This window comes from Caulobacter endophyticus (genome assembly GCF_003116815.1).
Taxonomy (GTDB): Bacteria; Pseudomonadota; Alphaproteobacteria; order Caulobacterales; family Caulobacteraceae; genus Caulobacter; species Caulobacter endophyticus.
The window spans coordinates 48361-72296 of sequence record NZ_QDKQ01000065.1 but is presented as its reverse complement, the minus strand read 5'-3'; the positions used below and the strand labels follow the sequence as shown (position 1 = coordinate 72296).

Below are 23936 nucleotides of genomic sequence, written 5' to 3'. Positions count from 1 at the left end.
ATCAGAAGGCCTCCGCGGGCAGCGCCATCAGGGTCGCCGAACCGGTCTTCAGTTTGGCCAGATGCGCCCCTGCGTCAGGCAAGACCCGCTCGATGAAATAACGGGCCGTGGCGACCTTGGTCGTGAAGAACGGGTCGGTGGAGCCTTCGGCGATCTTGGCGTTGGCCGCCTTGACCATCAGGGCCCACATGTAGGCCAGGCCCGTCAGGCCGAAGAGATGCATGTAGTCGGTCGACGCGGCGCCGGCGTTGTCGGGGTTCTGCAGGCCGTTCTGCATCAGCCACATGGTGCCGTCCTGCAGCTGGGCCTTGGTCGCCGCCAGGGCGTCGACGAACGGCTTCAGCTCGGCGTCGCCGTCGTTCTCGCCGACGAACTGGTCGATCTCCTGGAAGAAGGTCATCACGCCGCGGCCGCCCTTGGCCGCCAGCTTGCGGCCGACGAGGTCGAGGGCCTGGACGCCGTTGGTGCCTTCGTAGATCAGGGCGATACGGCAGTCGCGCAGGTACTGGCTGACCGGGAAGTGCTCGGTGAAGCCGCTGCCGCCGTGCACCTGCACCGCGTTCGAGCAGACCTGGAAGCCGCGGTCGGTCAGGTAACCCTTAAGGACCGGCGTCAGCAGGCCCATGTAGTCCTCGGCCTTGGTGCGCACCGCTTCATCAGGGTGGGCGTGGGCCAGGTCGCCGTGCAGAGCGGTCCAGAACAGGAAGGCGCGGCCGCCTTCGATGATGGCCTTGTTCTCCAGCAGCAGGCGACGCACGTCCGGGTGGACGATGATCGGGTCGGCCGGGCCGTCGGCGTTCTTGGGGCCCGTCAGCGAGCGGCCCTGCAGGCGGTCCTTGGCGAAGGCGACGGCGGCCTGGTTGGCCGCTTCGGCCTGGGCGACGCCCTGCAGGCCGACACCCAGGCGGGCCTCGTTCATCATCACGAACATCAGCTTCAGGCCGCTGTTCTCTTCACCGATCAGATAGCCCGTGGCGTCGTCGTACTGCATGACGCAGGTGGCGTTGCCGTGGATGCCCATCTTCTCTTCGAGGCCCACGCACTTGGCGCCCTCGTTGCGCGCGCCGACGCTGCCGTCGGCGTTCGGGAAGAACTTCGGCACGATGAACAGGCTGATGCCCTTCACGCCGGCCGGGGCGCCCTCGATGCGGGCCAGCACCAGGTGGACGATGTTGTCCGACATGTCGTGCTCGCCGGCGCTGATCCAGATCTTCTGGCCGGTGATCTTGTAGCTGCCGTCGGCCTGCGGAACGGCCTTGGTGCGCAGGAGACCCAGGTCCGTGCCGCAGTGCGGCTCGGTCAGGTTCATGGTGCCGGTCCACTCGCCCGTGATCATCTTGGGCAGGTAGGTCTGCTTCTGCTCGTCGGTGCCGCCGGTGTGGATGGCCGAATAGGCGCCGTGAGCCAGGCCCGGATACATCGAGAAGGCCATGTTGGCGCTGCTCGACATTTCCGAGAACGACAGGTTCACGACGTGCGGCAGGCCCTGGCCGCCATAGGTCGGATCCGAGCCGAGGCCCGTCCAGCCGCCTTCGCACAGGGCCTTGTAGGCTTCCTTGAAGCCCGGCGGGGTGGTGACGGTGTTGGTGACCGGATCGAGCTTGCAGCCGGTCTTGTCGCCGACGCTGTTCAGCGGGGCCAGGACCTCGCCGGTGAACTGGGCGGCGCCCTCGACGATCTGCTCGACGACGTCGATCGACGCGTCGGCGAAGGCCGGCAGGTCGCCGTACTGCTCGATGTTGAGCACGTCGCGCAGCAGGAACATGTGATCGCGAACGGGCGGCTGATAGGTCATTTAAAGCAGTCCTGATGGGTCGGATCGGGGAGATGGAACCAGGGCGCGCCCGGCCCCGCGGGTCTTGGCGGAAACGAGCGCATCCCGGGAGTTTCTTGAGCCTACTTGCCCAGCGCCATTTCGGCGCCGTCGAGACGGGCGCGCAGCAGCTGCTCGTAGTCGGCCGAGCGCGGCAGCAGGTCGGGGCGGATCTCGGCCAGGCGCTTCTCGAGGCGGTCGCAGGCCTCGCGCAGCTCGATCAGGGCGCCGTCGATGTCCTCGCGCTGCTGTTCAAGGGCCGAAGCGCGCTCGCGGAACTTCTTCAGCGACCGGGCCATCTGGGCCGCGCCGTCGTCGTTCTCGTCATAGAGGTCGAGCAGTTCGCGGATTTCCGACAGCGACAGGCCCACGCGCTTGCCGCGCAGGATCAGCTGCAGGCGGACGCGGTCCTTGTGCGAATAGACGCGGTTGAGGCCCTCGCGAGCCGGCGTCAGCAGGCCCTTGTCCTCGTAGAAGCGCAGCGCCCGGGGCGTGGCCTTGAATTCGTTGCACAGCTGACGGATCGAGAACGTGCGCTCGGGACGTCGAAGATCGGCTGCCATCGGTACCCTCCCAGGGTGCGGCCGGCCTTCCGGGCCGGGTCATTGGTTATCGCCGTTCACGCTAGACCGGAGCTTCCGGAACGTCAACGCTTACGTAAACGTCAACCTTGGCCATTTCCCCTAGGTTTACATTCCTAGGCCGAGGGCATAATTTCCTTGCAGTCCCGTCACTTGGACGTGTGGAGGACCCCATGCTCTCGCACGCCGAACTGTGGACCGCGATCGACGCCCTGGCCAAGCGGTTCGACATGAGCCCTTCGGCCATGGCCAAGCTGGCCGGCCTCGACCCTACCGCCTTCAACCGCTCCAAGCGCGGCGACGTGGACACGCGGCCGCGCTGGCCCTCGACCGAAAGCCTGGCCAAGGTGCTGGAAGCCACGGGGGTGGGGTTCTCGGAGTTCGCCGCCCTGACCGAGAGCGTGCAGGGCCGGCGGGCGGGCATCCCGCTGATCGGCCAGGCGCGGGCCGCGCCGGGCCTGTTCGACGAGGCGGGCGCGCCGCGCGGGGCGGGCTGGGAGGAGCTGGAGCTTCCAGGACCGCGCGAGGACGGGCTCTACGCCATCGAGGTGGAGGGCGACGCCCTGGCCCCGGTCTATCGCGACGGCGACCGGCTTCTGGTCTCGGCCAGCGCCGAGCCCCGGCGCGGCGACCGGGTGGTGGTGATGACCACGACCGGCGAGGTGCTGATCAAGGAGCTCGGCCGGCTGACGGCCCGGACGATCGAGCTGACCTCGGTCTTGCGCGACGGCGACGACCGGACGCTCGACCGCATGACGGTGGCCTGGGTCGCCTGCGTGCAATGGGTCAGCCAGTAACGGCTGGACCCGGCTCTTCTTTCGAGCATTCCTTCACCCGATAACCGCTTCGCACTTATCGGGGAACGCTCGCCTCAGGTGCGCGGGCAGTCGGCGTGGTGGCCGTTGAGCCAGTCGCGCAGGGCCGAAGCGCGGGGATCCTCGCACGACACGTCGACCCGGTAGGAGGCCCAGGTGTCGTTGTGGGCGGCCTCGATGCGGGCGCCGGGGAACTGCGAGGCGATGCCGCCGATCAGGGAGTCGAATTCCGAACGATCGTGCGGGCGGAGGGTGAAGGAAGCCATCGGACTATTCCTGGTTCTGATGGCTCCAAGGCTAGACTCCGAAGTTCGCACAAACCCTTAATTCGAAATTCAGATTCCGTTCATGAACCGAGGCACGGTGTCGCAGGGCCAAGCTCAGAAGAATTCGTCCAGCAACAGGTGAAAGCCTTCCCTGGCTTGATCTTGCGGCGCGCCGTAGGCCGTCAGCAACAGATCGGACAGGCCGTCTTCGAATTCCGAAAGTGAACGGCGGATCAGCGCCAGATCTTGCCAGCGGTCGGCGATCCCCAGGCGGCCGACGTCGATGAATCCGGTCGGACGGCTGTCCTCGACCAGGATGTTGTCGAGCGTGCAGTCGCCATGCGCCACCACGAGGTCAGGGGCTGCCGGCACGCCGGCGTGCAACTGGACCAGCAGATCCTCGGGATCGGCGCCGGCCCGCTCGTCGTCGAAGTCGTCGGCGTCGACCAAGCCTTCCGCCAGCCGGCGGGCGGCCTCCTCGACGCGCACCGCCGGCGTGGCGTCGAACGGACAGCCGGCTACCGGCAGGGCGTGCAGCGCCGCCAGCATCCGCGCTAGTTCGGCGACCAGCGCCGCCGCGCTCTCCGGGTGCGCCTCCAGCCAGTCATGGGCGCTGACGCCTGGGACGGCCGTGGTCAGCAGCCGCACCTCCCCGTCCCGATCGTCCAGGGCCAGCACCGTCGGAACCGGCGCGCGGCCGGCCAGCCAGGCCAGGCGCCGCGCCTCGGCCCGGATGTCGGTCGCGACCGCGCCCGTTCCGGATTTCAGGAAAAGGGTCGGCCGGCCCGGCGCGGCCAAGCGAAGGACGGTCGCGCCGCCCTCCCCCGCCGTCGCCGGAACCGCCTCGTAGCCCTGGATCAGGGCCGCGAGATCGCCGGGCTGGCTCAGCCCAGCTTCTCTTCGATCAGCGCGATCGTACGGTCGACGCCAAAGATCGCGGCAAAGGATCCGAAGCGCGGGCCTTGGCTCTGGCCCAGCAGCACTTCGTAGAGGGCCTGGAACCAGGCGCGCAGCGGGTCGAAGCCGTGCGCCTTGCCGACCTCGAACACCTCGTTCTGGATCAGCTCGGCGTCCTGCGTGCCGGCCGGCATGGCCTTCAGCTTGGCCAGCAGGTCGCCGATCGCGGCGCGCTCGACGTCGGTGGGCGCGCGGAAGGTCTTCGTCGGCTTGACGAAGTCCTCGTAGTAGTTGATCGCATAGCCGGCCAGGCGGTCCAGCAGCGGCTGGCTTTCGGCGCTAGCGCCCGGGATGTAGCGCGACAGGAAGCCCCAGAGGATCTCCTTGGTCGAGGCGTCGGCGGCCGACACGAGGTTCAGCATCAGGCTGAACGAGACCGGCGACCCCTGCTGCGGCGGCTTGCCGGCGTGGATGTGCCAGACCGGGTTGTCGAGCTGCTTGGCGGGCTCCTGGCGGCCGAAGGCGTCCAGCTGCTGCAGGTACTCGTCCGTCGCCTTGGGGATGACGTCGAAATAGAGCTTCTTGGCCGACTTGGGGCTCTGGAACATGTAGTAGGACAGGCTCTCCGGCGCGCCGTAGCGCAGCCAGTCCTCCATCGACAGGCCGTTGCCCTTGGACTTGGAGATCTTCTGGTTGTTCTCGTCCAGGAAGAGTTCGTAGTTGAAGCCTTCAGGGGGAACGCCCCCAAGCGCCTTGCAGATCGCGCCCGAGGCCTTGACCGAGTCGATCAGGTCCTTGCCGCTCATCTCGTAGTCGACGCCCAGGGCGGTCCAGCGCATGGCCCAGTCGGGCTTCCACTGCATCTTGACGTGGCCGCCGGTGACCGGGACCTCGACCTTGCTGCCGTCCTCGTCCTCGAAGACGATCGTGCCCTTCTCGACATTGCGCTCCAGCGTCGGGACCTGCAGCACCTTGCCGGTCGACGGGCTGATGGGGAGGAACGGCGAATAGGTGGCGCGGCGCTCTTCGCCCAGCGTCGGCAGCATCACCTTCTGGATGGCGTCGAAGCGGGCCAGGGCCGTCAGCAGGGTCTGGTCGAACAGGCCGCCCTTGTAGCACTCGGTCGACGAGACGAACTCGTACTCGAAGCCGAAGCCGTCGAGGAAGGCGCGCAGGCGGGCGTTGTTGTGGGCGCCGAAGCTGTCGTGGGTGCCGAACGGGTCGCGGACGACGGTCAGCGGCTTGCCCAGGTCCTCGATCAGCGGCTGCTTGTTCTCGATGTTGTCGGGAACCTTGCGCAGGCCGTCCATGTCGTCGCTGAAGGCGATCAGGCGCGTGGGGATATGGTCGTCGACCAGCGCGCGGAAGGCCTGGCGCACCATGGTCGTGCGCGCGACTTCACCGAAGGTGCCCAGGTGGGGCAGGCCGGACGGACCATAGCCGGTCTCGAAGATCACGGCCCTGGACAGGGCCGGATAGGCTTTCACCGCCTCGTCGGTCTTGCCGGCGTCGATCAGGGCTTTCGCAGCTTCCTGGTCGGCGCGGTCGGGAAGGCGCACGCGCAGGACGCGGGCGATGGTGGCGCGCGCCTGCTCGAATGGCCAGGAGCGGGCTTCGCGGGCGAGGGGGGAGAGGCCTTCAAACATGGCCGCGCGTATAAACCGTGCGGCGGGATGAGGCTAGGGCGTGGGGGTCACAGGGCGTCGGGTCGGAAGAGGCGCGGATCGAACCGGAATGGCTCGTCGCGCTCGACCCGCACCTCGGCGAAGGCGGGATGACGCGGATTAAGCAGGGTGTTGATCTCCTGCGGCACCACTTGGCTGGGCACGCGCAGGCAAAGCGCCTGCCCAGCGGCCACAAAGGCGTCGCCGACCGCAATGCTATCGGCCGGAACCGCGTCCAATACGAGGCTCGGCGCCTCATCCGGCACGTGGATCGACAGCAGACGATAGTCCAGCGGCATCAGGTCGGGCGGCAGGTCGAGATGCACCAGCACCTCCAGCACGGCCAGGCTGGGGCTGGCGGCGGTGTAAAGCATCGGCCGTCCGGGCAAATTCCAGCGGCCGCCGTAGAGCCGAGCCCCCTCCCCGTCCAGGTCGACATGGGCGGCCTTGGCGATGCGGTGGACGATCATGGACGACCCCTCGGGAGTGATCCGTCTTCGGATTCATACCCGATGCCGCACGGCGTCAACGCACGCCTCAAGCCGCCAGACCGTGGGCGATCTGGCCCAGCAGCCGCTCGACACTCTGGGCGCCGAGATCGGTGTCGGCCATCGAGATCGGCGCCTGGCCTTCCAGCGTGCGGTTGGGCCGTTCCAGCCAGCGCCAGGTGCGCTCTTGGTCGCCCAGCACCTCCTCGGCGGCGGCGACCATGCGGGCGATCCGCACCATGCGGTCGGATTCAGCGGGATCCAACGGCTGGTCGGCGTCGCGGCGGCGGTTGAACGTCCGCCGCGGCATCACATAGGGCTCGATGGCCGAGAATGGCTGGTGCGTGACCGCCAGAAAGCCGTCTACCGACGCGACCGGCAGACCGCGACGGACCAGGCGCACCACGTCGAACTCCGTGGCCAGCGGCCCGGTGACCGCCTCGCCGCCAAGCAGCTTCTGGATTTTCACGACAGACGCCATGGGGCCCCAGTCAAACGCCGCCACCTCGGCGGCGTTTGACTATAGGCCTGGGAGGCGCTGTGGACAAGTTGCCCCCTGGGTCCCGGGTCTGCGGTCCGCTACGCAGCCCTCCGCCCGGAATGACGAGAAGCTCCCTACGCCGCCTTCGCGCCCGCGCGGTTGCGCACCAGGTCATCCACCACCGACGGATCGGCCAGGGTCGAGGTGTCGCCCAGGGCGTCGACCGCGTTCTCGGCGATCTTGCGCAGGATGCGGCGCATGATCTTGCCAGAGCGGGTCTTGGGCAGGCCCGGCGCCCACTGCAGGACGTCGGGGGCGGCGAAGGGGCCGATCTCGTGGCGGACCCAGAGCACGAGCTGCTTGCGCAGTTCCTCGGTGGCGACCGCGTCGGCCTTCAGGGTCACGTAGGCGTAGACGCCCTGCCCCTTGATGTCGTGCGGATAGCCGACCACCGCGGCCTCGGCGACGGCTTCGTGGGCGACCAGGGCGCTCTCGATCTCGGCCGTGCCCAGGCGGTGGCCCGAGACGTTGATGACGTCGTCGACCCGGCCGGTGATCCAGTAGTAGCCGTCGGCGTCGCGCCGGCAGCCGTCGCCGGTGAAATACTTGCCGGGATAGGTCGAGAAATAGGTCTCGAAGAAGCGCTGGTGGTCGCCATAGACCGTGCGCATCTGGCCAGGCCAGCTGTCGGTGATCACGAGGTTGCCCTCGGTCGCCCCCTCCAGCACGCCGCCCTCGGCGTCCACGAGTTGCAGCTTGACGCCCGGCAGCGGCTTGGTGGCCGAGCCCGGCTTGAGGGCCGTGGCGCCCGGCAGCGGCGAGACGAGGATGCCGCCGGTCTCGGTCTGCCACCAGGTGTCGACGATCGGCAGGCGGTCCTTGCCGACCACGCGATGATACCAGAGCCAGGCTTCCGGATTGATCGGCTCGCCGACGCTGCCCAGCAGGCGCAGGGACGACAGGTCGTTCTTCAGGACATGCTCGTCGCCCTCGCGCATCAGGGCGCGCAGGGCCGTCGGCGCGGTGTAGAATATCTCGACCTTGTGCTTGTCGACCACGTCCCAGAAGCGCGACGGGGTCGGATAGTTGGGCACGCCTTCGAAGATCAGGCTGGTCCCGCCATTGGCCAGCGGACCGTAGACGACGTAGGAATGGCCGGTGACCCAGCCCACGTCGGCCGTGCACCAGAAGATCTCGCCGGGGCGATAGTCGAACACCGACTCGAAGGTCCAGCTGGCCCAGGCCAGGTAGCCGCCGGTGGTGTGCAGCACGCCCTTGGGCTTACCCGTCGAGCCGGAGGTGTAGAGGATGAACAGCGGATCCTCGGCGTTCATCGGCTCGGGCTCGCAGACGTTCGAGGCAGCGTCGCGCACGTCGTCCCAGACCACGTCGCGGCCTTCGACCACCGGCACGTCGGCGCCGGTCCAGCGGACCATCAGCACCTTCTCGACCTGCGGGCACTGTTTCAGCGCCTCGTCGATATTGGCCTTCAGCGGCACCTTCTTGCCGCCCCGGCAGCCCTGGTCGGCGGTGATGACCAGGCGGGAGTCGCAGTCCTGGATGCGGCCGGCGATGCTGTCGGGCGAGAAGCCGCCGAACACGACGGAGTGGATGGCGCCGATGCGGGCGCAGGCCAGCATGGCCACGGCCGCGACGGGGACCATCGGCAGATAGATGGTGATCCGGTCGCCCTTCCTGGCGCCCAGGTCCTTCAGCACATTGGCCATGCGGCAGACGTCGTCGTGCAGCTGGCCATAGGTGATCTTGTCGGAGACGCCCGGCTCGTCGCCCTCGAAGATCAGGGCGACGTCGTCCTTGCGGTGCGGCAGGTGGCGGTCGATGCAGTTGGCGCTGACGTTCAGCACCCCGTCCTCGTACCAGCGGATGCGGAAGTCGTCCTTGGCGTAGGAGACGTCCTTGATCTTCGTGGGGACCTTGATCCAGTCGAGACGGGCGGCCAGATCGCGCCAGTAGCCCTCGGGATCGCTTTCGACACGGGCGACCGCGGCCTCGTAGCCCTCGGCGTCGATATGGGCCTTGCCCGCCCAGTCTTCCGGAACCGGAAACAGCTGTCCGTCGCTCACCACGCGTCTCCCTAACGTCTCTTCAGTCGATCTTGTCGTCGTCAGCGATGTTGCCGCTGCGTCAGTCGTCGTCTTGCGAGCGGGAGTATGCGAAGCACCGCCTCCCGCGCAAGAAGACCAATTCTGTTTCGTGCGGCAGAATTCTGGTCTTGTTCGATTTTGAGGTGGTGCGTCCTTCGAAGCCCGCTGCGCGGGCGCCTCGGCGTTCTGCTCGACGGGGAGGCGCCTTGCGCGCGGCAGGCTGCCCAGGGGCAAGCACGCGCAGGTCGAGCGCGCCTCAGCTGCGCCGCACGTCGTTCGGGCAAATAGGGGGTCGGCGAAGCCCGACTTCGGGCGTAAAGCGCTGGAAAGCCGGTCGCAACGCCGGCCGCCGACGCCTTTCCGGAGTACCCCGCCATGCTGCTCGCCCTCTCGACCTGGCCCGAGATCGAGGCCTTCCTCGCCAAGTCGAAGACGGTGGTGGTGCCGATCGGCTCCAACGAGCAGCACGGCCCCACGGGTCTTCTGGGCACCGACTGGCTGTGCCCCGAGATCATCGCCCACGAGGCCAGCAAGCGCTCGGACGAGGTGCTGGTGGCGCCGACTTTCAATGTCGGCATGGCCCAGCATCACCTGGCCTTCCCGGGCACCATCTTCCTGCGCCCCTCGACCTTCATGGCCGCCATCGGCGACTGGACGCGCTCGCTAGGCGCTCACGGCTTTACGAAGATCTATTTCCTCAACGGCCATGGCGGCAACGTCGCCACCATCGAGGCGGCGTTCTCCGAGATCTACGCCGAATACAGCTTCCGCAAGGAGCGCTGCCCCTTCGCCATGAAGCTGAAGAACTGGTGGGACCTCGACGGCGTCAACGCCCTGGCCATGCGCCAATTCCCGGTCGGCCACGGCAGCCACGCCACCCCGTCCGAGATCGCCGTGACCCAGTGGGGCTATCCAGACAGCATCAAGACCGCCGAATACGAGCCCAAGATCGCCCCGACGGGCCCGATCCGCGAGGCGCTTGATTTCCGCGCCCGCTACGCCGATGGCCGCATGGGCTCCGACCCCGCCCTGGCCACGCCCGAAAAGGGCGGCGAGCTGGTGGAGCAGGCGGTCGTGTCGCTGATCAAGGACCTGGCGGCGTTCGGGGCCGAGGCGCGACCTTGACATCAAGTCGCTCTCTCTTTGACAGAGGGTTCTAAATAACCCCCGCCCGCAGCAGGTCGTGGACGTGCAGCACGCCCACCGGCTTGCCGGACTCGACGACGAACAGCACGGTGATCCGGCGCTCGTTCATCACCTTCAGCGCTTCGGCGGCAAGGGCGTGAGGGCCGATCACCAGCGGCCCCTTGGTCATCACTTCGCCGGCGGCGTGGCCCATCAGGCCGTCCATGTGGCGGCGAAGGTCGCCGTCGGTGATCAGGCCGACCAGGGCGCCGGCCGCGTCGGTGACGCCCACCGCGCCGAAACGCTTCTGGCTCATGACCAGCAGGGCTTCGCTCATCGGCGCGCCCTCCCCGATCAGCGGCAGCTCGTCCTGGCCATGCATCAGGTCGGCCACCGTGCGCAGCACCGCGCCGAGCTTGCCGCCAGGGTGGAAGACGCGGAAGTCGCTGGCGGTGAAGCCGCGGCTTTCCAGCAGCGCCACGGCCAGCGCGTCGCCCAGGGCGATCTGCAGGGTGGTCGAGGTGGTCGGGGCGTTGACCTCGGCCGTCGCTTCGGGCGCATCGGGCAGCAGCAGCAGCACGTCGCCGGCCTGGCCCAACTGGCTGGTGGCGACGGCGGTGATGGCGATCAGCGGGATGGAGAAGCGCTTGCAGTAGGCCAGGGTGTCGGCCAGCTCGCGGGCCTCGCCCGACTTCGACAGGGCCAGCACCACGTCATCGGGACCGATCATGCCAAGGTCGCCGTGGCTGGCCTCGGCCGGGTGGACGAACATCGCCTGGCTGCCGGTCGAGGCCAGGGTGGCGGCGATCTTGCGCGCCACGTGGCCCGACTTGCCCATGCCCGTGCAGACGATGCGGCCCTTGGCGTCGTGCATCACCTGGACGGCGCGCGCGAAGGCCTCGCCCAGCTCGTCGGCCATCTGGGTCAGGGCCTGGGCCTCGATGCTCAGCACCCGGCGGCCCACGGCCACGGCGTTCGAAATCGTATCGGTCATGTGGTCAGAAACTCCGTGCGCAGCCCTTATCAGGCCGCGCGCGGTTGAGCGAGGGCGGGGCTCGGCCCTAGCGCGGGATCTCGGCCGTCTTGACCAGCGCCACCTGGCGATAGACCGCCGCGACCTCGAAATAGCGGCCGAAGGCGGCGTGGAAGTGGTCGACCGCCTGCTTCACGCCGGGGCCGCCGATCTCGCTGATGTCGTGCCAGTAGTCGTCGAGCACCATCATCCCGCCCACCTCCAGCAGGCTGGCGCAGCAGCACAGGTCGATCATCACCGCCAGGGCGGTATGGCTGCCGTCGACATAGATCAGGTCGAACTTGTCGCCCGCCTCCAGCATCCTGGGCAGCTCGTAGGTCGAGAAGCCCTTGTGGGTCGCCACCTTGCCGAAGGTGGTGCGGGCCATGTTGCGGTGGAAGCGCGGCTCGACGGCCAGGTACTTCTCTTCCGGGTTCAGGCCTTCGTCGAACCAGGGATCGATCACCGTCACGTCGAGGCGGTCGGGGAACATCCAGTCCATGAAGGCGAGGTTGCGGCCCTCATAGGCGCCGATCTCCATGTAGCGCGTCTTGGGGGCGCTGGCCGGGCGCCTGGCCATGAAGTCGCGCAGCAGCGGGGCCACAAAGGGAATGTTGTTGGCGGCCCAGGCCGAGGTGAACTCGAAGCCCTTGGTCTCGCAATAGGCGGAAAAGGCGCCGGCGCTGTCGTTGTCGCGCGCCTTGCCCAGCATGGTGCGCGCCAGCTGCGGGGCCAGACGGGGATTGATCTTGCCCAGCGAGCGCAGCTTCGCGCCCGCGCCGCGCGCGTCGACGGCGTCGGTCAGTTCGGCGTCGAAAGCCGTGTTCGATCCGTCGGCCATGCCCAGGGCTCCTCTCAAGGTCGAGGGAGCTTAGGCGACCATCGGTTAAGGAAGGGTCAGGCCGCGAAGACCTGCCCGCCCTCGACCCGGATCGGCCAGACGGTCAGGAACTTTCCGCCGCACGGCCCCGCCACGCAGGCCCCGTCGGCGATGCGGAACAGGGCCGCGTGGCCGGCGCACAGGATCAGGTCGTTCTCGCGGGTGAGAAAGCGGCCGTTGAACCCGGCCAGCGGCCAGCCGGCGTGCGGGCAGCTGTCGACATAGCCGAACACCCCGCCGTCCTTGCGGACGACGAAGCCGGCGAACATCGCCTCGCCCTCGCGATACCGGAAGCCCGCCGCGCCCGGCTCGGGGATGTCGGCCAGGGCGCAGATCGCCTGGCCGGGCGCGGGGCGGGCGGGATTGTCGTCCATCAGGGGCGTCAGACCGCGCCGACGGCCAGGCGCCAGGGGTTGATCTCGACGCTCTCGAAGATGCCGGCGGCGGTGTAGGGATCGTTGTCGGCCTGGGCCTGGGCGACCGATTTGTCGTCGGCCTCGACGACCAGGATCGAGCCGATCGGATTGCCGTCGTCGTCCAGCAGGGCGCCGGCCAGCTTCAGGTTGGCCGATTGGGCCAGGTATTCCAGGTGCTTGGGGCGCACGGCCAGGCGGGTTTCGAGCGCGCCGGGCTTGTCCTTGCAGACGATGGCGTAGAGCGGCATGGGCGGGTTCCTTCCTAGAAATCCTCCCCCTCTGGGGGAGGTGGCGCGAAGCGCCGGAGGGGGGTGTCGCTGCGAGAGCGGCCAAGTCGAGGGAAGCTGAAAACGGCCCCCCTCCGTCGGCTATGCCGACACCTCCCCCAGAGGGGGAGGATCTGGCTTGCTTACTCCGCCTTCAGCGGGCGCGAGAGCAGGCCCAGGATGGCGCTGTCGACGTCGACCTCGCCGGCCAGGATGGCGGCGACGGCCTCGCAGATCGGGGTCTCGACGCCCAGCTTGCGGGCGAGCGCGCGGACGGCCGGGGCCGAGGCGACGCCTTCGGCGACGCTGACCTTGCCGGCCAGGGCCTGTTCCAGCGTCTGGCCCGCGCCCAGCGCCAGGCCGACGCTCATGTTGCGCGACTGGCTGGACGAGCAGGTCAAGACGAGGTCGCCCAGACCGCAAAGGCCCGCGACGGTTTCGGCCTTGCCGCCGGCGGCCACGGCCAGGCGGGTCAGCTCGGCGAAGCCCCGGGTGATCAGGGCGGCGTGGGCGTTGCGGCCCAGCCCCTTGCCCTCGGAGATGCCGCAGGCGATGGCCAGGACGTTCTTGACCGCCCCGCCGGCCTCGGCGCCGATCACGTCGGCGGCCCAGTAGGGGCGGAAGGCGGGGATGGCGACAGCCTCGACGATCGCCTTGCCCAGCGCCTCGTCCTCGCAGGCCAGGGTGGCGGCGGCGGGCAGGCCGCGGGCGACCTCGCCGGCGAAGCTGGGACCCGACAGCACGGCGATGGCGACGCCCGGCAGGACCTCGGCCGCCACCTCGGTCATCAGCTTCAGCGAGCCCTGCTCGACCCCCTTGGAGCACAGCACCACCGGCGCCCCGGGCTTCAGGTGCGGCGCCAGGGCCGCCATGGCCGAGCGCAGGTGCTGGGCCGGCGGCACGGCCAGGATCAGGTCGCAAGGCGCCAGGTCGGCCATGTCGGACACGGCGGTGATCGCCGGCTCCAGCGTCACGCCGGGCAGGAACATCGTGTTCTCGCGCTTGTCGGCGATCGAGGCGACGACCTCCGGCTCGCGGGCCTGCAGCGTCACCTTGAGACCGGCTCGCGCCGCGACCTGCGCCAGGGCCGTGCCCCAGGCGCCGGCGCCCACCACGCCCGCGTGCTTGAAGGTCATGCCTTGGCTCCCTTGCGACCGAAACTGTTGCTCGGATTGGATAACGCCGCGGCCTCGTCGAGGGGCCAGCGCGGACGCGCCACGGCGTCCAGATCGTCTGAAATGCCCGCCGCCAGGCGCTCGGCCCCGGCCAGGGCGATCATGGCGGCGTTGTCGGTGCAGTAAGCCAGCGGCGGGGCGTCGAAGCTGAAACCGTTGTCTTCGCAGACCTTCAGCAGCGCCGCGCGCACCGCGCCGTTGGCCGCCACCCCGCCGGCGACGACGAAGCGGCGCTCGCCGGGCGCGTGGCCCTCGGCATAGAGCTTCATGGCCCGGTCGGTGCGCTCGGAAAGCTGGCGGGCGATGGCGAACTGCACGGCGGCGGCCAGGTCCGCGCGCTCCTGGTCCGTCGTCAGCGTCGCGGCGATGCGGGCGGCGGCGGTCTTCAGGCCAGAGAACGAGAAGTCGCAATCCTTGCGGCCCAGCAGGGCGCGCGGCAGCTCGTACTTCGAAGGATCACCGGCCTTGGCCAGCTTCTCCAGCGCCGGACCGCCCGGATAGGGCAGACCAAGGCTCTTGGCGATCTTGTCGAAGGCCTCGCCGGCCGCATCGTCGATGGTGGTGCCCAGGCGCTTGCAGGCGCCCACCCCGCCGACGTCCAGGAGCTGGCAGTGGCCGCCGGAGACCAGCAGCAGCAGGAAGGGATAGGCCACCTCGGCGCCCAGGCGGGCCGAGACCGCGTGGCCCTCCAGATGGTTGACCGCCACCAGCGGCAGGTCGCGGGCAAGCGCGACGGCCTTGCCGAACGCCAGGCCGACCATCACCCCGCCGACCAGGCCGGGACCGGCCGTGGCCGCCACGCCGTCCAGCGCGTCATAGCCGACGCCGGCCGCGCGCATGGCCTGGGCGGCGACGCTGTCGATGACCTCCACATGGGCGCGTGCGGCGATCTCGGGCACCACGCCGCCGAACGGGGCGTGCTGCTCGAACTGGGTGCCGACGATCGACGACAGCACCTCGACGCGGCCGTCCGGGCTGCGGCGCACCACCGAGGCGGCGGTCTCGTCGCAGCTGGTCTCCAGACCAAGGATCGTGAGACCCTTCTCCAGGCCCGAGTTCTTAAGGGTTGTCATCCGGTTGCGGGGGTCCCGCAGCTCCTGTAGCAGCATCGGCTTACGAAGTTTCGTAGCAGGTAACGTTCCGACCGTGTCCCGGCAACCCATCCGCATCGGCGCGCGCGGCTCCAAGCTCTCGCTCGCCCAGTCCGGCCACATGCAGGCGCGGATCGCCCACGCCCTCGGCGCGCCGCTCGACGCTGGCCCGGAAGAGATCGCGAGCTACGCCCAGCTGATCCCCATCGTCACCAGCGGCGACCGCATCCAGGACCGCCGGCTGATGGAGATCGGCGGCAAGGGCCTGTTCACCAAGGAGATCGAGGAGGCCCTGCTCGACGGCCGCATCGACTGCGCGGTGCATTCGCTCAAGGACATGCCGGCCGAACTGCCGCCGGGCCTGGTGCTGGCCGCCACGCCCGAGCGCGAGGATCCTCGCGACGCCTTCATCAGCAAGGTCGCCCAGCGGCTGGAAGACCTGCCCCACGGCGCGCGCCTGGGCACGGCCTCGCTCCGCAGGCAGGCCCAGGCCCTGCACATCCGCCCCGACCTCGACGTCGTCATGCTCCGCGGCAATGTCGACACCCGCCTGGCCAAGCTGGAGCGCGGCGAGGCCGACGCCATCCTGCTGGCCCAGTCGGGCCTGAACCGCCTGGGCATGGGCCACATTCCCCAGAGCTGGCTCGACCCGCTCGCCGCCCCGCCCGCCCCGGGCCAGGGCGCCCTGGCCATCGAGAGCCGCGCCGAGGACGTCGACGCCCCCTGGCTGGCCGCGATCCGCTGCTGGCCGACCACCATCGCCGTCGCCGCCGAGCGCGGCGCTCTCTACGCCCTGGAAGGCTCGTGCCGCACGGCTGTCGGCGCCTACGGACGCCTGAACGGCTCGCGCCTCTCCCTGCTGGTCGAGGCGCTGAGCCCCGACGGCGTCCTGCGGGTGCGCCGCGAGGGGCAGGTGGTGCTGACCGGCGATGACGACGCCGGCCAGGCGCTGGCCCTGGGCCTCTCGCTCGGCGCCGAGGTCAAGGCCGAAGGCGGCGACGCCATCATCGCGCCGACCGAATGACGGAAGGCGCGCCTCGCGTCTGGATCACCCGCGCCCGGCCCGGCGCCGAGGCCACCGCCGCGCGTCTCGAAGCGCTCGGCCATGTTCCGCTGATCGACCCGCTGCTGGAGATCCGCGACCTGCCGTGGACGGCGGACCTGGCCGGCGTCGGGGCCCTGGCCTTCACCAGCCGCAACGGCGTGGCCGCCTTCGCCCGGGCCAGCGACGAGCGCGGCCTGCCGGTGTTCGCGGTCGGCGCGGCCACCGCAGACCTCGCCGCCGAGGCTGGCTTCACCCGTATCGAATCGGCGCAAGGCGACGTCGCCGGCCTGGCCGGCCTGATCGCCGCCCGGCGCGGCGCCTTCGGCGGCGCCCTGCTGCATCCCGCCGCCGCCGAGCCGGCCGGCGACCTCGTCTCGCCCCTGCTGCGCGCCGGGATCGAGGCCTCGTCGGTCGCCGTCTACGAAAGCCTCGCCCGCGCGCCGGCGCGCGAGACCCTGGCCGCGCTCGATCACCTTTTCGCCGTGCTGCTGCACTCGCCCAAGGCCGCCCGCGCCCTGGCCGCGCTGCTGGGCCAGCGCCCCGCACCGGGACTGAGGGCCCTGTGCCTGTCGCCCGCCGTCGCCGCGCCGCTGGCCGTGCTTTCCGCCGACGGACGGCTGGGGCCTGTGGCCGCCGCGCCGCGCCCTCGCGAAACAGCGTTGTTCGACCTGCTCTCGCCTTAAGGCGAAGTTGCACCCAAATCGCGCGTGGGGCACGAATGGGGATCATGAGCGCCGCCCCCGATCCCGCCGAAATCGCCGCCCCCAGCGACCCGGCCCTCTATGCCAGAAAGCCCCTGCTGGGACCCATGTTCTGGGTGATGATCGTGCTGTGCGTCGCCTGCGTCGGCGCAGGCGTCGCCATCGCTCGTTTCGGCCCGACCTGGTTCATGAAAAAGGGCGGCGCTCCCGAGGCGCCGCCGCCGACCCAGCAGCCCGTCGCCGCCGGCTTCGCCGCGCCCCTGGCCGACACGCCGGCGGTCGCCGCCCCGCCCGCCCCGCCGCCCTCCGCCGAGGTCGACCGGCTGGAGGCCCGCATCGCCCTGCTCGAATCGGGCCAGCGCCGCACGCTGGACGCCGCCGCCGGCGCCCTGGCCGCCGCCAGCCTCGCCGAGGCCGCCCAGAGCGGCGAACCCTTCGCCGACGCCGTCGCCGCCCTCGAACGCGTCCTGCCGCCATCGTCGGAGGTGCGCGCCCTCGAACGCCTGGCCCGCCAGGGCGCCCCCACCGTCGCGGGCCTCGCCGCCAGCTTCGACGACCTGGCCGGCCGCGCCTCGGTGGCCGCCCATGAACCGGGTCCCGACGCCGGCGCCCTGGCCAAGCTGCAGCACGCCCTCTCGCGCGTCGTCACCATCCGCCAGGTCGGCTCGACGGCCGGAAACGGTCCCGACGCCGTGCTGGCCCGCGCCGAGGTCAGGCTCGACGCGGGCGACCTGACCGGCGCCCTGCGCGCCCTCGACGCCCTGCCGCCCGGCGCCCGGCCAGTGCTGGCCGCCTGGCGGGCCGAGGCCGAGCGCCGCGCCGAGATCGACCGCCTGGTCGCCGCCGTCCGCGACGAAGCCCTGGCCGGCCTGATGCAGGTCTCGCGGGCCCAGGCCGACGCCCGCCTGGCCGGCGTCGCGCCGGTTGCCATCCCATGATCCGCGCCCTCCTCGCCCTGGTCCTGATCGCGGTCATCGCCGTGATCGTCGTGTCGCTGACCGGCGAGCCGGGCGCGGCCAGCCTGGAATGGCTGGGCTGGCGCGTCGAGATGACGGCCGCCGCCGCCGCCCTGCTGACCCTGCTGCTGGCGCTGCTGGCCGCCGCCCTGTGGCGGGGCCTGCTGTGGATCATCGAAGCGCCCAAGCGCGCCGCCCGCGCCCGCGCCGAGGCCCGCCGCAAGCAGGCGACCGAGGCCCTGTCGCGCGGCTTTCTCGCCGTGGCGGCGGGCGACGGCTCCGAGGCCCGGCGCCTGGCCCAGAAGGCCGCCGACCTGACCGACGACGCCCCGGGCCTCGTCCGCGTGCTCACCGCCCAGGCCGCCGAGGCGGCCGGCGACGCCCTCGCCGCCCGCCAGGCCTGGAACGCCATGCTGGGCTTTCCCGAGATGCGCCTGGCCGGCCTGCGCGGCCTGATGCAGCTGGCCCTGGCAGAAGGCGACCGCCAGCTGGCCCTGAGGCACGCCGAGACCGCCTATGGTCTGGCCCGCTCGGCCCTGTGGGCCTGGCGCGCCCTGCTGGAAGCCCGCCTGGAGGCTGGCGACTGGGCCGCGGCCCTGCAGCTCGTCCAGGGCGGCCAGGAGCGCAAGATTGTCTCGCCCGTGGTGGCCGAGCGCGCCCGCGCCGCTCTCCTCGCCGCCTCCGCGGCGAACCTTGAGGAAAGCGACGCCCCCAAGGCGCTGGACCAGGCTCTCGACTTCGCCCTGCAGTCGGTGAAGCTGAAGCCCGACTTCGCTCCCGGCGTGGTCATGGCCGCCCGCCTGCTGGCCGCCGACGGCAAGGCCGCAAGGGCTGGAACCCTGATCGAGGCCGCCTGGAAGGGCGCGCCCCACCCGGCCCTGTGGCTGGCCTATCGCGACCTCAAGACCAGCGAGACCCCCAAGACCCGCGCCGCGCGCCTGGCGGCCCTGGCCCAGCTGAAGCCCGAGGCTCGCGAGAGCCGCATCCTCAAGGTCGAGAGCGCCCTGATCGCCGGCGACCCGGTCGCCGCCCGCGCCGCCGCCCGCCTGCTGCCCGAAGAGGCCGCGCCCACCGCGCGCCTGGCCGGCCTGATGGCCCGCGTCGCCTTCGCCAACGCCGAGCCCGACGAGGCCCGCGCCTGGGTCGCCCGGGGCGTCGCCGCCCCGCAGGAGCCCGACTGGAGCGACCTCGACCCCGAGGGCCAGGCCTTCGCCTACGGCCGCGAGGACTGGGCCCGCCTGGCCGCCAGCTACGCCGAGACCGGCGAACTGATCCATCCGCGCTTCGAGCGGCGCGAGCGCACGATGAGCGACCTGCCGCAGCTGCCTTCGGCCTACGCCCAGTCGACCTTGGCCGAATCCACCGCCTTCGTGCACGCGGCCGAGACCGGCGGGGCCCTGATCCCCTTCCTCGACCACCCGGGCCTGGACGACCCCGGCGCCCTCGACGATCCGCCCTCGCCCGACGCCCCCGGACCCGCTCCGGCGCCCCGTCGCAACACAGGCGCACGACGACGCTTGGCAAGCGGCCCGCGCCCCGCTAAATAGGCGCTCCCTCCGCCCGGCGAATCTCGCCGGCGCGCCGTGGGCCGCCTTAGCTCAGCCGGTAGAGCGGCGCATTCGTAATGCGTAGGTCAGGTGTTCGAGTCACCTAGGCGGCACCACCACTTCCTTCTCTTGATATCCAGCCTGCCCGTCCGGGCCGCGCCCATGTGCCCGCGAGGCGGGAGGAACGCGCGTTCTGCGCGTCCGGCGCGCAACCCTCAATGGTCAAGCTTGTGCTGCACAACCTTTCCACAGCTTCCGCGCGGGACGAACAATCAACGGTCACAAGCCGGCCCTAACGCTCTCGATCCAAGGTTGACGTTGACGCGCCGGGGCGGGGCGCGCGCGATCGGCTGAGTGTTCGTAACTCGGGGGATCGACATGCAGTACCGCAGGGACATCGACGGACTGCGCGCCGTGGCCGTCTTGCCCGTCGTCGCCTTCCACGCCGGCTTCAACCAGCTGCCGGGCGGCTTCGTCGGGGTGGACGTGTTCTTCGTCATCTCCGGCTACCTGATCACCGCCAACATCTTCGCCGAGCTGAGCCGGGGCGACTTCTCGCTGGTGCGGTTCTACGAGCGCCGGGTCCGGCGGATCGCCCCGGCCCTGCTGGCCGTGCTGGCCGCCACCACGGCCCTGGCCTATTTCACCCTGCTGCCCGGCGAGATGCTGGAATACGCCCGCAGCCTGATCGCCTCGGTGTTCTCGGCCTCGAACGTCTTCTTCTGGACCCAGGCCGGCTATTTCGACTCCGACTCCTCGACCAAGCTCCTGCTGCACACCTGGTCGCTGTCGGTGGAGGAGCAATTCTACATCGTCTTCCCGCTGCTGCTGTCGTTCGTGCTGCGGGCGTTCCCCACCCGGCTTAAGCCGATCATCTGGGTGCTGATGGCCGTCTCGTTCGCCAGCGCCGTCGCCAGCGTGGCCCTGGCGCCCAGCGCCGCCTTCTACCTGCCGCACAACCGCGCCTGGGAACTGATGGTCGGCTCGGTGCTGGCGCTCGGCATGGTTCCCAAGATCCGCAGCGCCTGGCTGCGCGAGACCGCCGCCCTCTCGGGCCTGGCCATGATCGGCGCGGCGGTGCTGTTCTACCGCGAGCAGATGCCCTTCCCCGGCGCGGCCGCGATCCTGCCCTGCCTGGGCGCTGGCCTGGTCATCGCCGCCGGCGAGACCGGCCCCACCCTGATGGGCCGCCTGCTGTCGTGGCGGCCGGTGGTGTTCATCGGCCTGATCTCGTACTCGCTGTACCTGTGGCACTGGCCGGTGATGGTGGGCGCCCAGATGAACAGCTTCCTGTTCGGCGGCGCCCCGGCCATGGCCATCAAGATCGGCACGGTGCTGGTCTCGATCGTGCTGGCGACGATCTCCTGGTGGTTCATCGAGCGACCGTTCCGCAACGGCCCGCTGAAGCTGGCCCAGAAGCCGCTGTTCCAGCTGGCCGGCGTCGCCGCCGCCGTGCTTGTGGCCGTCGGCGTGGCCGGCCAGTTCGACCAGGGCCTGGCCTACCGCTACTCGCCGCGCGTCCAGCAGATCGCCGACCTGCTGACCGACAAGAGCCACCGCCAGATGCGCGAGGGCAGCTGCTTCCTGCCGTCGGGCTCCACGGTCGACGACTTCGACATGGCCTGCGTGAAGCAGGACCCCCAGCGCCGCGACTACCTGCTGATCGGCGACAGCCACGCCGCCCACCTGTGGTACGGCCTGGCCAAGGCCATGCCGACCGTCAACGTGATGCAGGCCACCGCCTCGGGCTGCAAGCCCACCCTGACCCATCCCGGCTCGGCCGAGGAGCGCTGCGTGGCGCTGATGGACCGGATGTTCGACGGCTACCTGCCCAGCCACAAGGTCGACACCGTGGTGCTGGCTGCGCGCTGGAAGCGGGACGACCTGCCGCGCCTGGAAGCCACCCTGACCAAGCTGCGCGCCCAGGGCCTGGACGTCATCGTGTTCGGCCCGATCATCGAGTACCGCTCGCCCCTGCCTCGCCTGCTGGCCGTCTCCGACCGCATGCACGACCCCGACTTCGTCGACGAGCAGCGGGTGGACGTCAGCGCCGTCGACCGCGCGGTCGGCAAGCTGGCCCGCCAGAAGGGCGCCCGCTACGTGTCGCTGGCTTCGGCCATGTGCCCCGCCGGCCACTGCCTGGAGGTCGACGGCAAGGGCTATCCCGTGCAGTTCGACTACGGCCACCTGACCGGCAGCGGCTCGGAGATCCTGGCCAGACGGGTGGTGGCCAAGGATCCAGGCCTGAGCCAGGGCCCGATCGCCGCCGCGCCGGCGACGACGAACGCCAAGGGGGCCTGATCGGCGCGGTTGCGCGCGGCCGCCCGTCACGCGAAGGTCGCCCCCGTGTTCAGAGGGGTGAACCATGCAGCTGATCAGCCTCCCGGCCTCGCCGTTCGCGGCGCGGGCCAGGATCGCGGTCCGCGCCAAGGGCCTGGACGTCGAGATCGTCCCGCCGCCCTCGGGCTGGCCGCACGACCGGCGATTTCGCGACATCAGCCCGACCGGCCGCGTGCCGGTGCTGATCCTCGACGATGGCGTGGCGGTCTGGGAATCGGCCGTCATCCTGGAGCTGCTGGAAGAGCTCTTTCCCCAGGCGCGCCCGCTGCTTCCCGCCGGCGTCCTGGAACGCGCTCGGACGCGGCAGCTGGTGCGCGTGGCCGATCTCTACCTGATGCCGCCGATGGTCGCGCTGGCCACGCCCCAAAGCCCGACCGAGAACCGACGGCTGCTCGATCAGCTAGCCGACGCCCTGGCCATGCTCGACGACCTTCTGGAAGACGGCCCCTACGCCGTCGGCGGATCGCTGTCGCATGCCGACTGCGCGATCGCGCCAGCGCTGCTGGCGGCCCGGGTCACGGGCGGACGTTTCGGGATCGATCCGATCGAGGCCCTGCCGCGCGTGGAGGCCTATGCGCGCGCGGTGATCCGCGACGAGCACGTCGTGGAGGCGCTCCTGGAAATGGAAGAAGGGATCCGGCGCCTCGTCCCGAGGCGCTGAGATCCCCTCGCCTGCGCGTATTAGTGCTGGCTTTCCGGCAGGCGCACGACCAGGCCGTCCAGGGCGTCGCTGACCTTGATCTGGCAGGACAGGCGGCTGTTGGGCTCGACGTTCTCGGCGAAGTCGAGCATCGACTCCTCCATGGCCGACTTGTCGCCGGTCTTGTCGGTCCAGGCGTCGTCCACATAGACGTGGCAGGTCGCGCAGGCGCAGGCGCCGCCGCAGTCGGCGTCGATGCCCGGCACGTTGTTCTTCACAGCGCCTTCCATGACCGTCAGGCCCGGCTTGACGTCGAGGACGTGCTCGGTCCCGTCGAATTCGATGTAGGTGATCTTGGCCATGGTTCCCCTGCGTAGCTAGCGGGCGGCTTTCAGGCCGCCACTTCCTTCATGGATATCGCCGGATCGGACAGCTTTGTCTTAGACACGGGCGTCCGCTTGGCGATCAATTGTTTGCCGGCCATGAACTCGGGCGGCGCGTTGACGGCTTCCACGGCCTGGACGAGATCGCCCTTGAGGTGGAAGACGGCGAACTTGGCGGCGGCGACGTCGCCGCGCACGATCGTGCTGTCGGCGTCGAACGGCAGGCCGGCGATCTGGAGCTTGAGGTCGTACTGGTCGGACCAGAACCACGGCACTTCCGGTGAAGGCCCGGCGCGGCCGACGATGGCGGCGGCGGCCTGCTTGGCCTGCTCCAGGGCGTTGGGCACGCTTTCGAGGCGGAACTGGCGCTCGTACAGCGGCAGCGGCCGGTGGGCGACATCGCCGATGGCGAAGACGCGCGGGTCGCTGGTGCGGGCTTCCAGGTCGACGACGATGCCGCCCGCGCACTCCAGGCCCGCGTCCTGGGCCAGCTCGACATTGGGATGGGCGCCGACGCCCACGAGCGCGGCGTCGCACGCGACGATCTCGCCGCCCTTCAGGCGCACGCCGGTGACGCGACCATTCTCGCCCTCGAAGGCCTCGACATTGGCGTTCAGCTCGAACGTCACGCCGCGGGCGCCGTGATAGTCCTGGAAGAAGGTCGACAGGGTCTCGCAGGCCACGCGGGCCAGCACCCGGCTCTCGCGCTCGATGACGATAGCCTGCGCGCCTAGGGCGCGGGCCGAGGCGGCCGCTTCGAGCCCAACATAGCCGCCGCCGACCACGGCCAGGCGCTTGCCCGCACCCAGGGCGGCCTTCAGCCCTTCCGCGTCGGCCGCGGTGCGCAGCGCCAGCACGCCGGCAAGATCGGCGCCGGGGATCGGCAGCTCGCGGGCGCGGGCGCCGGTGGCCAGGATCAGGAAATCGTAGGTGATCACCTCGCCCGAAGCGAGGCTGACGGTGCGGGCGCCGCGGTTGAGGCTGGTCGCCACGCCCTGCAGGCGAAGCGCGACATTGGCCTCGGCGTACCATTCCTGGGGCTTCAGAGCGAGGCTGTCGGCGTCGGCCTCGCCCTTCAGCCAGGCCTTGCTGAGCGGCGGGCGTTGATAGGGCAGCAGCGGCTCCTCGCCGATCAGCACGATCGGGCCCTCGTGGCCGTACTGGCGCAGGAAGGCGGCGGCCGAGCCGCCGGCATGGCCGGCGCCGACGATCACCACCTTGGCCTTCGGATCGCTCACGACCGCTTCAC

24 protein-coding genes and 1 tRNA gene are annotated in these 23936 nt (G+C 70.3%); 9 read left to right on the top strand and 16 right to left on the bottom strand.

The annotated features are described in order from the left end of the window. Position 1: 1 nt before the first annotated feature. Together DDF67_RS19735 and DDF67_RS19730 are read right to left on the bottom strand one after the other, a co-directional pair. Positions 2–1795 carry an acyl-CoA dehydrogenase C-terminal domain-containing protein gene (locus tag DDF67_RS19735; protein WP_109102541.1) on the bottom strand — a complete coding sequence of 598 codons (1794 nt, stop codon included), beginning with the start codon at positions 1793–1795 and terminating at the stop codon, positions 2–4. Between the two features lie 101 nt (positions 1796–1896). Then, a complete protein-coding gene (locus DDF67_RS19730) occupies positions 1897–2376 on the bottom strand; it encodes a MerR family transcriptional regulator (RefSeq protein WP_101718614.1) in 480 nt (159 codons plus the stop codon). 191 nt (positions 2377–2567) lie between these two features. On the opposite strand from DDF67_RS19730, the gene DDF67_RS19725 reads away from it, so the two are divergent. Further along, positions 2568–3191 carry a S24 family peptidase gene (locus tag DDF67_RS19725; RefSeq protein ID WP_109102540.1) on the top strand — a complete coding sequence of 208 codons (624 nt, stop codon included), beginning with the start codon at positions 2568–2570 and terminating at the stop codon, positions 3189–3191. 74 nt (positions 3192–3265) lie between these two features. On the opposite strand, the gene DDF67_RS19720 is transcribed toward DDF67_RS19725, so the two are convergent. The 6 genes from DDF67_RS19720 to acs all read right to left on the bottom strand — a co-directional run bounded on the left by DDF67_RS19720 (position 3266) and on the right by acs (position 9092). Then, positions 3266–3475, bottom strand: a complete 210-nt coding sequence (locus tag DDF67_RS19720) for a hypothetical protein (RefSeq protein ID WP_109102539.1) — start codon at positions 3473–3475, stop codon at positions 3266–3268. A gap of 114 nt (positions 3476–3589) precedes the next feature. Then, entirely contained in the window at positions 3590–4363 is a 774-nt protein-coding gene (locus DDF67_RS19715; protein WP_269845463.1) for an APH(3') family aminoglycoside O-phosphotransferase, read from the bottom strand. Continuing rightward, entirely contained in the window at positions 4360–6018 is a 1659-nt protein-coding gene (locus DDF67_RS19710) for a lysine--tRNA ligase (RefSeq protein ID WP_109102537.1), read from the bottom strand. The genes DDF67_RS19715 and DDF67_RS19710 overlap by 4 nt, the downstream gene beginning before the upstream one ends. Before the next feature lie 47 nt (positions 6019–6065). After that, entirely contained in the window at positions 6066–6506 is a 441-nt protein-coding gene (locus DDF67_RS19705) for an RES family NAD+ phosphorylase (RefSeq protein ID WP_109102536.1), read from the bottom strand. A gap of 67 nt (positions 6507–6573) precedes the next feature. Then, a complete protein-coding gene (gene parS, locus DDF67_RS19700; RefSeq protein ID WP_199229285.1) occupies positions 6574–6993 on the bottom strand; it encodes a type II RES/Xre toxin-antitoxin system antitoxin in 420 nt (139 codons plus the stop codon). Between the two features lie 146 nt (positions 6994–7139). Next, complete coding sequence (gene acs / locus DDF67_RS19695) at positions 7140–9092, bottom strand: acetate--CoA ligase (RefSeq protein ID WP_109102534.1); 1953 nt, start codon at positions 9090–9092, stop codon at positions 7140–7142. A 393-nt stretch (positions 9093–9485) separates the two neighbouring features. Here acs and DDF67_RS19690 point away from each other — a divergent pair, with 393 nt between their 5' ends. Then, positions 9486–10235, top strand: coding sequence for a creatininase family protein (locus DDF67_RS19690; protein WP_109102533.1), 750 nt, complete (start codon positions 9486–9488; stop codon positions 10233–10235). Between the two features lie 31 nt (positions 10236–10266). On the opposite strand, the gene DDF67_RS19685 is transcribed toward DDF67_RS19690, so the two are convergent. The 6 genes from DDF67_RS19685 to tsaD all read right to left on the bottom strand — a co-directional run bounded on the left by DDF67_RS19685 (position 10267) and on the right by tsaD (position 15057). After that, a complete protein-coding gene (locus DDF67_RS19685) occupies positions 10267–11229 on the bottom strand; it encodes a KpsF/GutQ family sugar-phosphate isomerase (RefSeq protein WP_109102532.1) in 963 nt (320 codons plus the stop codon). 67 nt (positions 11230–11296) lie between these two features. Then, positions 11297–12088 (bottom strand): class I SAM-dependent methyltransferase, encoded by a 792-nt coding sequence (locus tag DDF67_RS19680; RefSeq protein ID WP_109102531.1) that lies wholly within the window; start codon positions 12086–12088, stop codon positions 11297–11299. 56 nt (positions 12089–12144) lie between these two features. Next, positions 12145–12501 carry a Rieske (2Fe-2S) protein gene (locus DDF67_RS19675; protein WP_109102530.1) on the bottom strand — a complete coding sequence of 119 codons (357 nt, stop codon included), beginning with the start codon at positions 12499–12501 and terminating at the stop codon, positions 12145–12147. An 8-nt stretch (positions 12502–12509) separates the two neighbouring features. After that, positions 12510–12791 carry a YciI family protein gene (locus DDF67_RS19670; RefSeq protein WP_109102529.1) on the bottom strand — a complete coding sequence of 94 codons (282 nt, stop codon included), beginning with the start codon at positions 12789–12791 and terminating at the stop codon, positions 12510–12512. A gap of 161 nt (positions 12792–12952) precedes the next feature. Further along, on the bottom strand, positions 12953–13945 hold the full coding sequence (locus tag DDF67_RS19665) for an NAD(P)H-dependent glycerol-3-phosphate dehydrogenase (protein ID WP_109102528.1): 993 nt from the start codon (positions 13943–13945) through the stop codon (positions 12953–12955). Next, positions 13942–15057 carry a tRNA (adenosine(37)-N6)-threonylcarbamoyltransferase complex transferase subunit TsaD gene (tsaD, locus tag DDF67_RS19660; RefSeq protein ID WP_109102549.1) on the bottom strand — a complete coding sequence of 372 codons (1116 nt, stop codon included), beginning with the start codon at positions 15055–15057 and terminating at the stop codon, positions 13942–13944. The genes DDF67_RS19665 and tsaD overlap by 4 nt, the downstream gene beginning before the upstream one ends. 73 nt (positions 15058–15130) lie before the next feature. On the opposite strand from tsaD, the gene hemC reads away from it, so the two are divergent. From hemC to DDF67_RS19625, 7 genes are all read left to right on the top strand, one after another. Then, the gene (gene hemC, locus DDF67_RS19655; RefSeq protein WP_109102527.1) at positions 15131–16099 is read left to right on the top strand and encodes a hydroxymethylbilane synthase; all 969 of its coding nucleotides are present in this window, start codon (positions 15131–15133) and stop codon (positions 16097–16099) included. Continuing rightward, positions 16096–16803, top strand: coding sequence for a uroporphyrinogen-III synthase (locus tag DDF67_RS19650; protein ID WP_109102526.1), 708 nt, complete (start codon positions 16096–16098; stop codon positions 16801–16803). Before hemC ends, DDF67_RS19650 begins: the two co-directional genes overlap by 4 nt. A 44-nt stretch (positions 16804–16847) precedes the next feature. After that, positions 16848–17759 carry a COG4223 family protein gene (locus DDF67_RS19645; protein WP_109102548.1) on the top strand — a complete coding sequence of 304 codons (912 nt, stop codon included), beginning with the start codon at positions 16848–16850 and terminating at the stop codon, positions 17757–17759. Further along, positions 17756–19324 (top strand): heme biosynthesis protein HemY, encoded by a 1569-nt coding sequence (locus DDF67_RS19640; protein ID WP_109102525.1) that lies wholly within the window; start codon positions 17756–17758, stop codon positions 19322–19324. The genes DDF67_RS19645 and DDF67_RS19640 overlap by 4 nt, the downstream gene beginning before the upstream one ends. 40 nt (positions 19325–19364) lie before the next feature. Continuing rightward, positions 19365–19440, top strand: a tRNA-Thr gene (locus DDF67_RS19635). Positions 19441–19702: 262 nt separating this feature from the next. Continuing rightward, positions 19703–21625, top strand: coding sequence for an acyltransferase family protein (locus DDF67_RS19630; protein ID WP_109102524.1), 1923 nt, complete (start codon positions 19703–19705; stop codon positions 21623–21625). A 64-nt stretch (positions 21626–21689) separates the two neighbouring features. Then, complete coding sequence (locus tag DDF67_RS19625; protein ID WP_109102523.1) at positions 21690–22325, top strand: glutathione S-transferase family protein; 636 nt, start codon at positions 21690–21692, stop codon at positions 22323–22325. Between the two features lie 20 nt (positions 22326–22345). Here the strand turns inward: DDF67_RS19625 and DDF67_RS19620 are convergent, their stop codons facing one another. Continuing rightward, positions 22346–22666 (bottom strand): 2Fe-2S iron-sulfur cluster-binding protein, encoded by a 321-nt coding sequence (locus tag DDF67_RS19620; RefSeq protein ID WP_101713977.1) that lies wholly within the window; start codon positions 22664–22666, stop codon positions 22346–22348. A gap of 29 nt (positions 22667–22695) precedes the next feature. Continuing rightward, positions 22696–23925, bottom strand: coding sequence for an NAD(P)/FAD-dependent oxidoreductase (locus tag DDF67_RS19615; RefSeq protein WP_109102522.1), 1230 nt, complete (start codon positions 23923–23925; stop codon positions 22696–22698). Positions 23926–23936 lie beyond the last annotated feature (11 nt).

Bases quoted from the DNA above. Each gene is read 5' to 3' on its own strand.
- DDF67_RS19735 (WP_109102541.1), bottom strand. From the start codon at position 1,795: ATGACCTATCAGCCGCCCGTTCGCGATCACATGTTCCTGCTGCGCGAC.
- DDF67_RS19730 (WP_101718614.1), bottom strand. From the start codon at position 2,376: ATGGCAGCCGATCTTCGACGTCCCGAGCGCACGTTCTCGATCCGTCAG.
- DDF67_RS19725 (WP_109102540.1), top strand. From the start codon at position 2,568: ATGCTCTCGCACGCCGAACTGTGGACCGCGATCGACGCCCTGGCCAAG.
- DDF67_RS19720 (WP_109102539.1), bottom strand. From the start codon at position 3,475: ATGGCTTCCTTCACCCTCCGCCCGCACGATCGTTCGGAATTCGACTCC.
- DDF67_RS19710 (WP_109102537.1), bottom strand. From the start codon at position 6,018: ATGTTTGAAGGCCTCTCCCCCCTCGCCCGCGAAGCCCGCTCCTGGCCA.
- DDF67_RS19705 (WP_109102536.1), bottom strand. From the start codon at position 6,506: ATGATCGTCCACCGCATCGCCAAGGCCGCCCATGTCGACCTGGACGGG.
- DDF67_RS19690 (WP_109102533.1), top strand. From the start codon at position 9,486: ATGCTGCTCGCCCTCTCGACCTGGCCCGAGATCGAGGCCTTCCTCGCC.
- DDF67_RS19685 (WP_109102532.1), bottom strand. From the start codon at position 11,229: ATGACCGATACGATTTCGAACGCCGTGGCCGTGGGCCGCCGGGTGCTG.
- DDF67_RS19680 (WP_109102531.1), bottom strand. From the start codon at position 12,088: ATGGCCGACGGATCGAACACGGCTTTCGACGCCGAACTGACCGACGCC.
- DDF67_RS19675 (WP_109102530.1), bottom strand. From the start codon at position 12,501: ATGGACGACAATCCCGCCCGCCCCGCGCCCGGCCAGGCGATCTGCGCC.
- DDF67_RS19670 (WP_109102529.1), bottom strand. From the start codon at position 12,791: ATGCCGCTCTACGCCATCGTCTGCAAGGACAAGCCCGGCGCGCTCGAA.
- DDF67_RS19665 (WP_109102528.1), bottom strand. From the start codon at position 13,945: ATGACCTTCAAGCACGCGGGCGTGGTGGGCGCCGGCGCCTGGGGCACG.
- tsaD (WP_109102549.1), bottom strand. From the start codon at position 15,057: ATGACAACCCTTAAGAACTCGGGCCTGGAGAAGGGTCTCACGATCCTT.
- DDF67_RS19650 (WP_109102526.1), top strand. From the start codon at position 16,096: ATGACGGAAGGCGCGCCTCGCGTCTGGATCACCCGCGCCCGGCCCGGC.
- DDF67_RS19645 (WP_109102548.1), top strand. From the start codon at position 16,848: ATGAGCGCCGCCCCCGATCCCGCCGAAATCGCCGCCCCCAGCGACCCG.
- DDF67_RS19640 (WP_109102525.1), top strand. From the start codon at position 17,756: ATGATCCGCGCCCTCCTCGCCCTGGTCCTGATCGCGGTCATCGCCGTG.
- DDF67_RS19630 (WP_109102524.1), top strand. From the start codon at position 19,703: ATGCAGTACCGCAGGGACATCGACGGACTGCGCGCCGTGGCCGTCTTG.
- DDF67_RS19625 (WP_109102523.1), top strand. From the start codon at position 21,690: ATGCAGCTGATCAGCCTCCCGGCCTCGCCGTTCGCGGCGCGGGCCAGG.
- DDF67_RS19620 (WP_101713977.1), bottom strand. From the start codon at position 22,666: ATGGCCAAGATCACCTACATCGAATTCGACGGGACCGAGCACGTCCTC.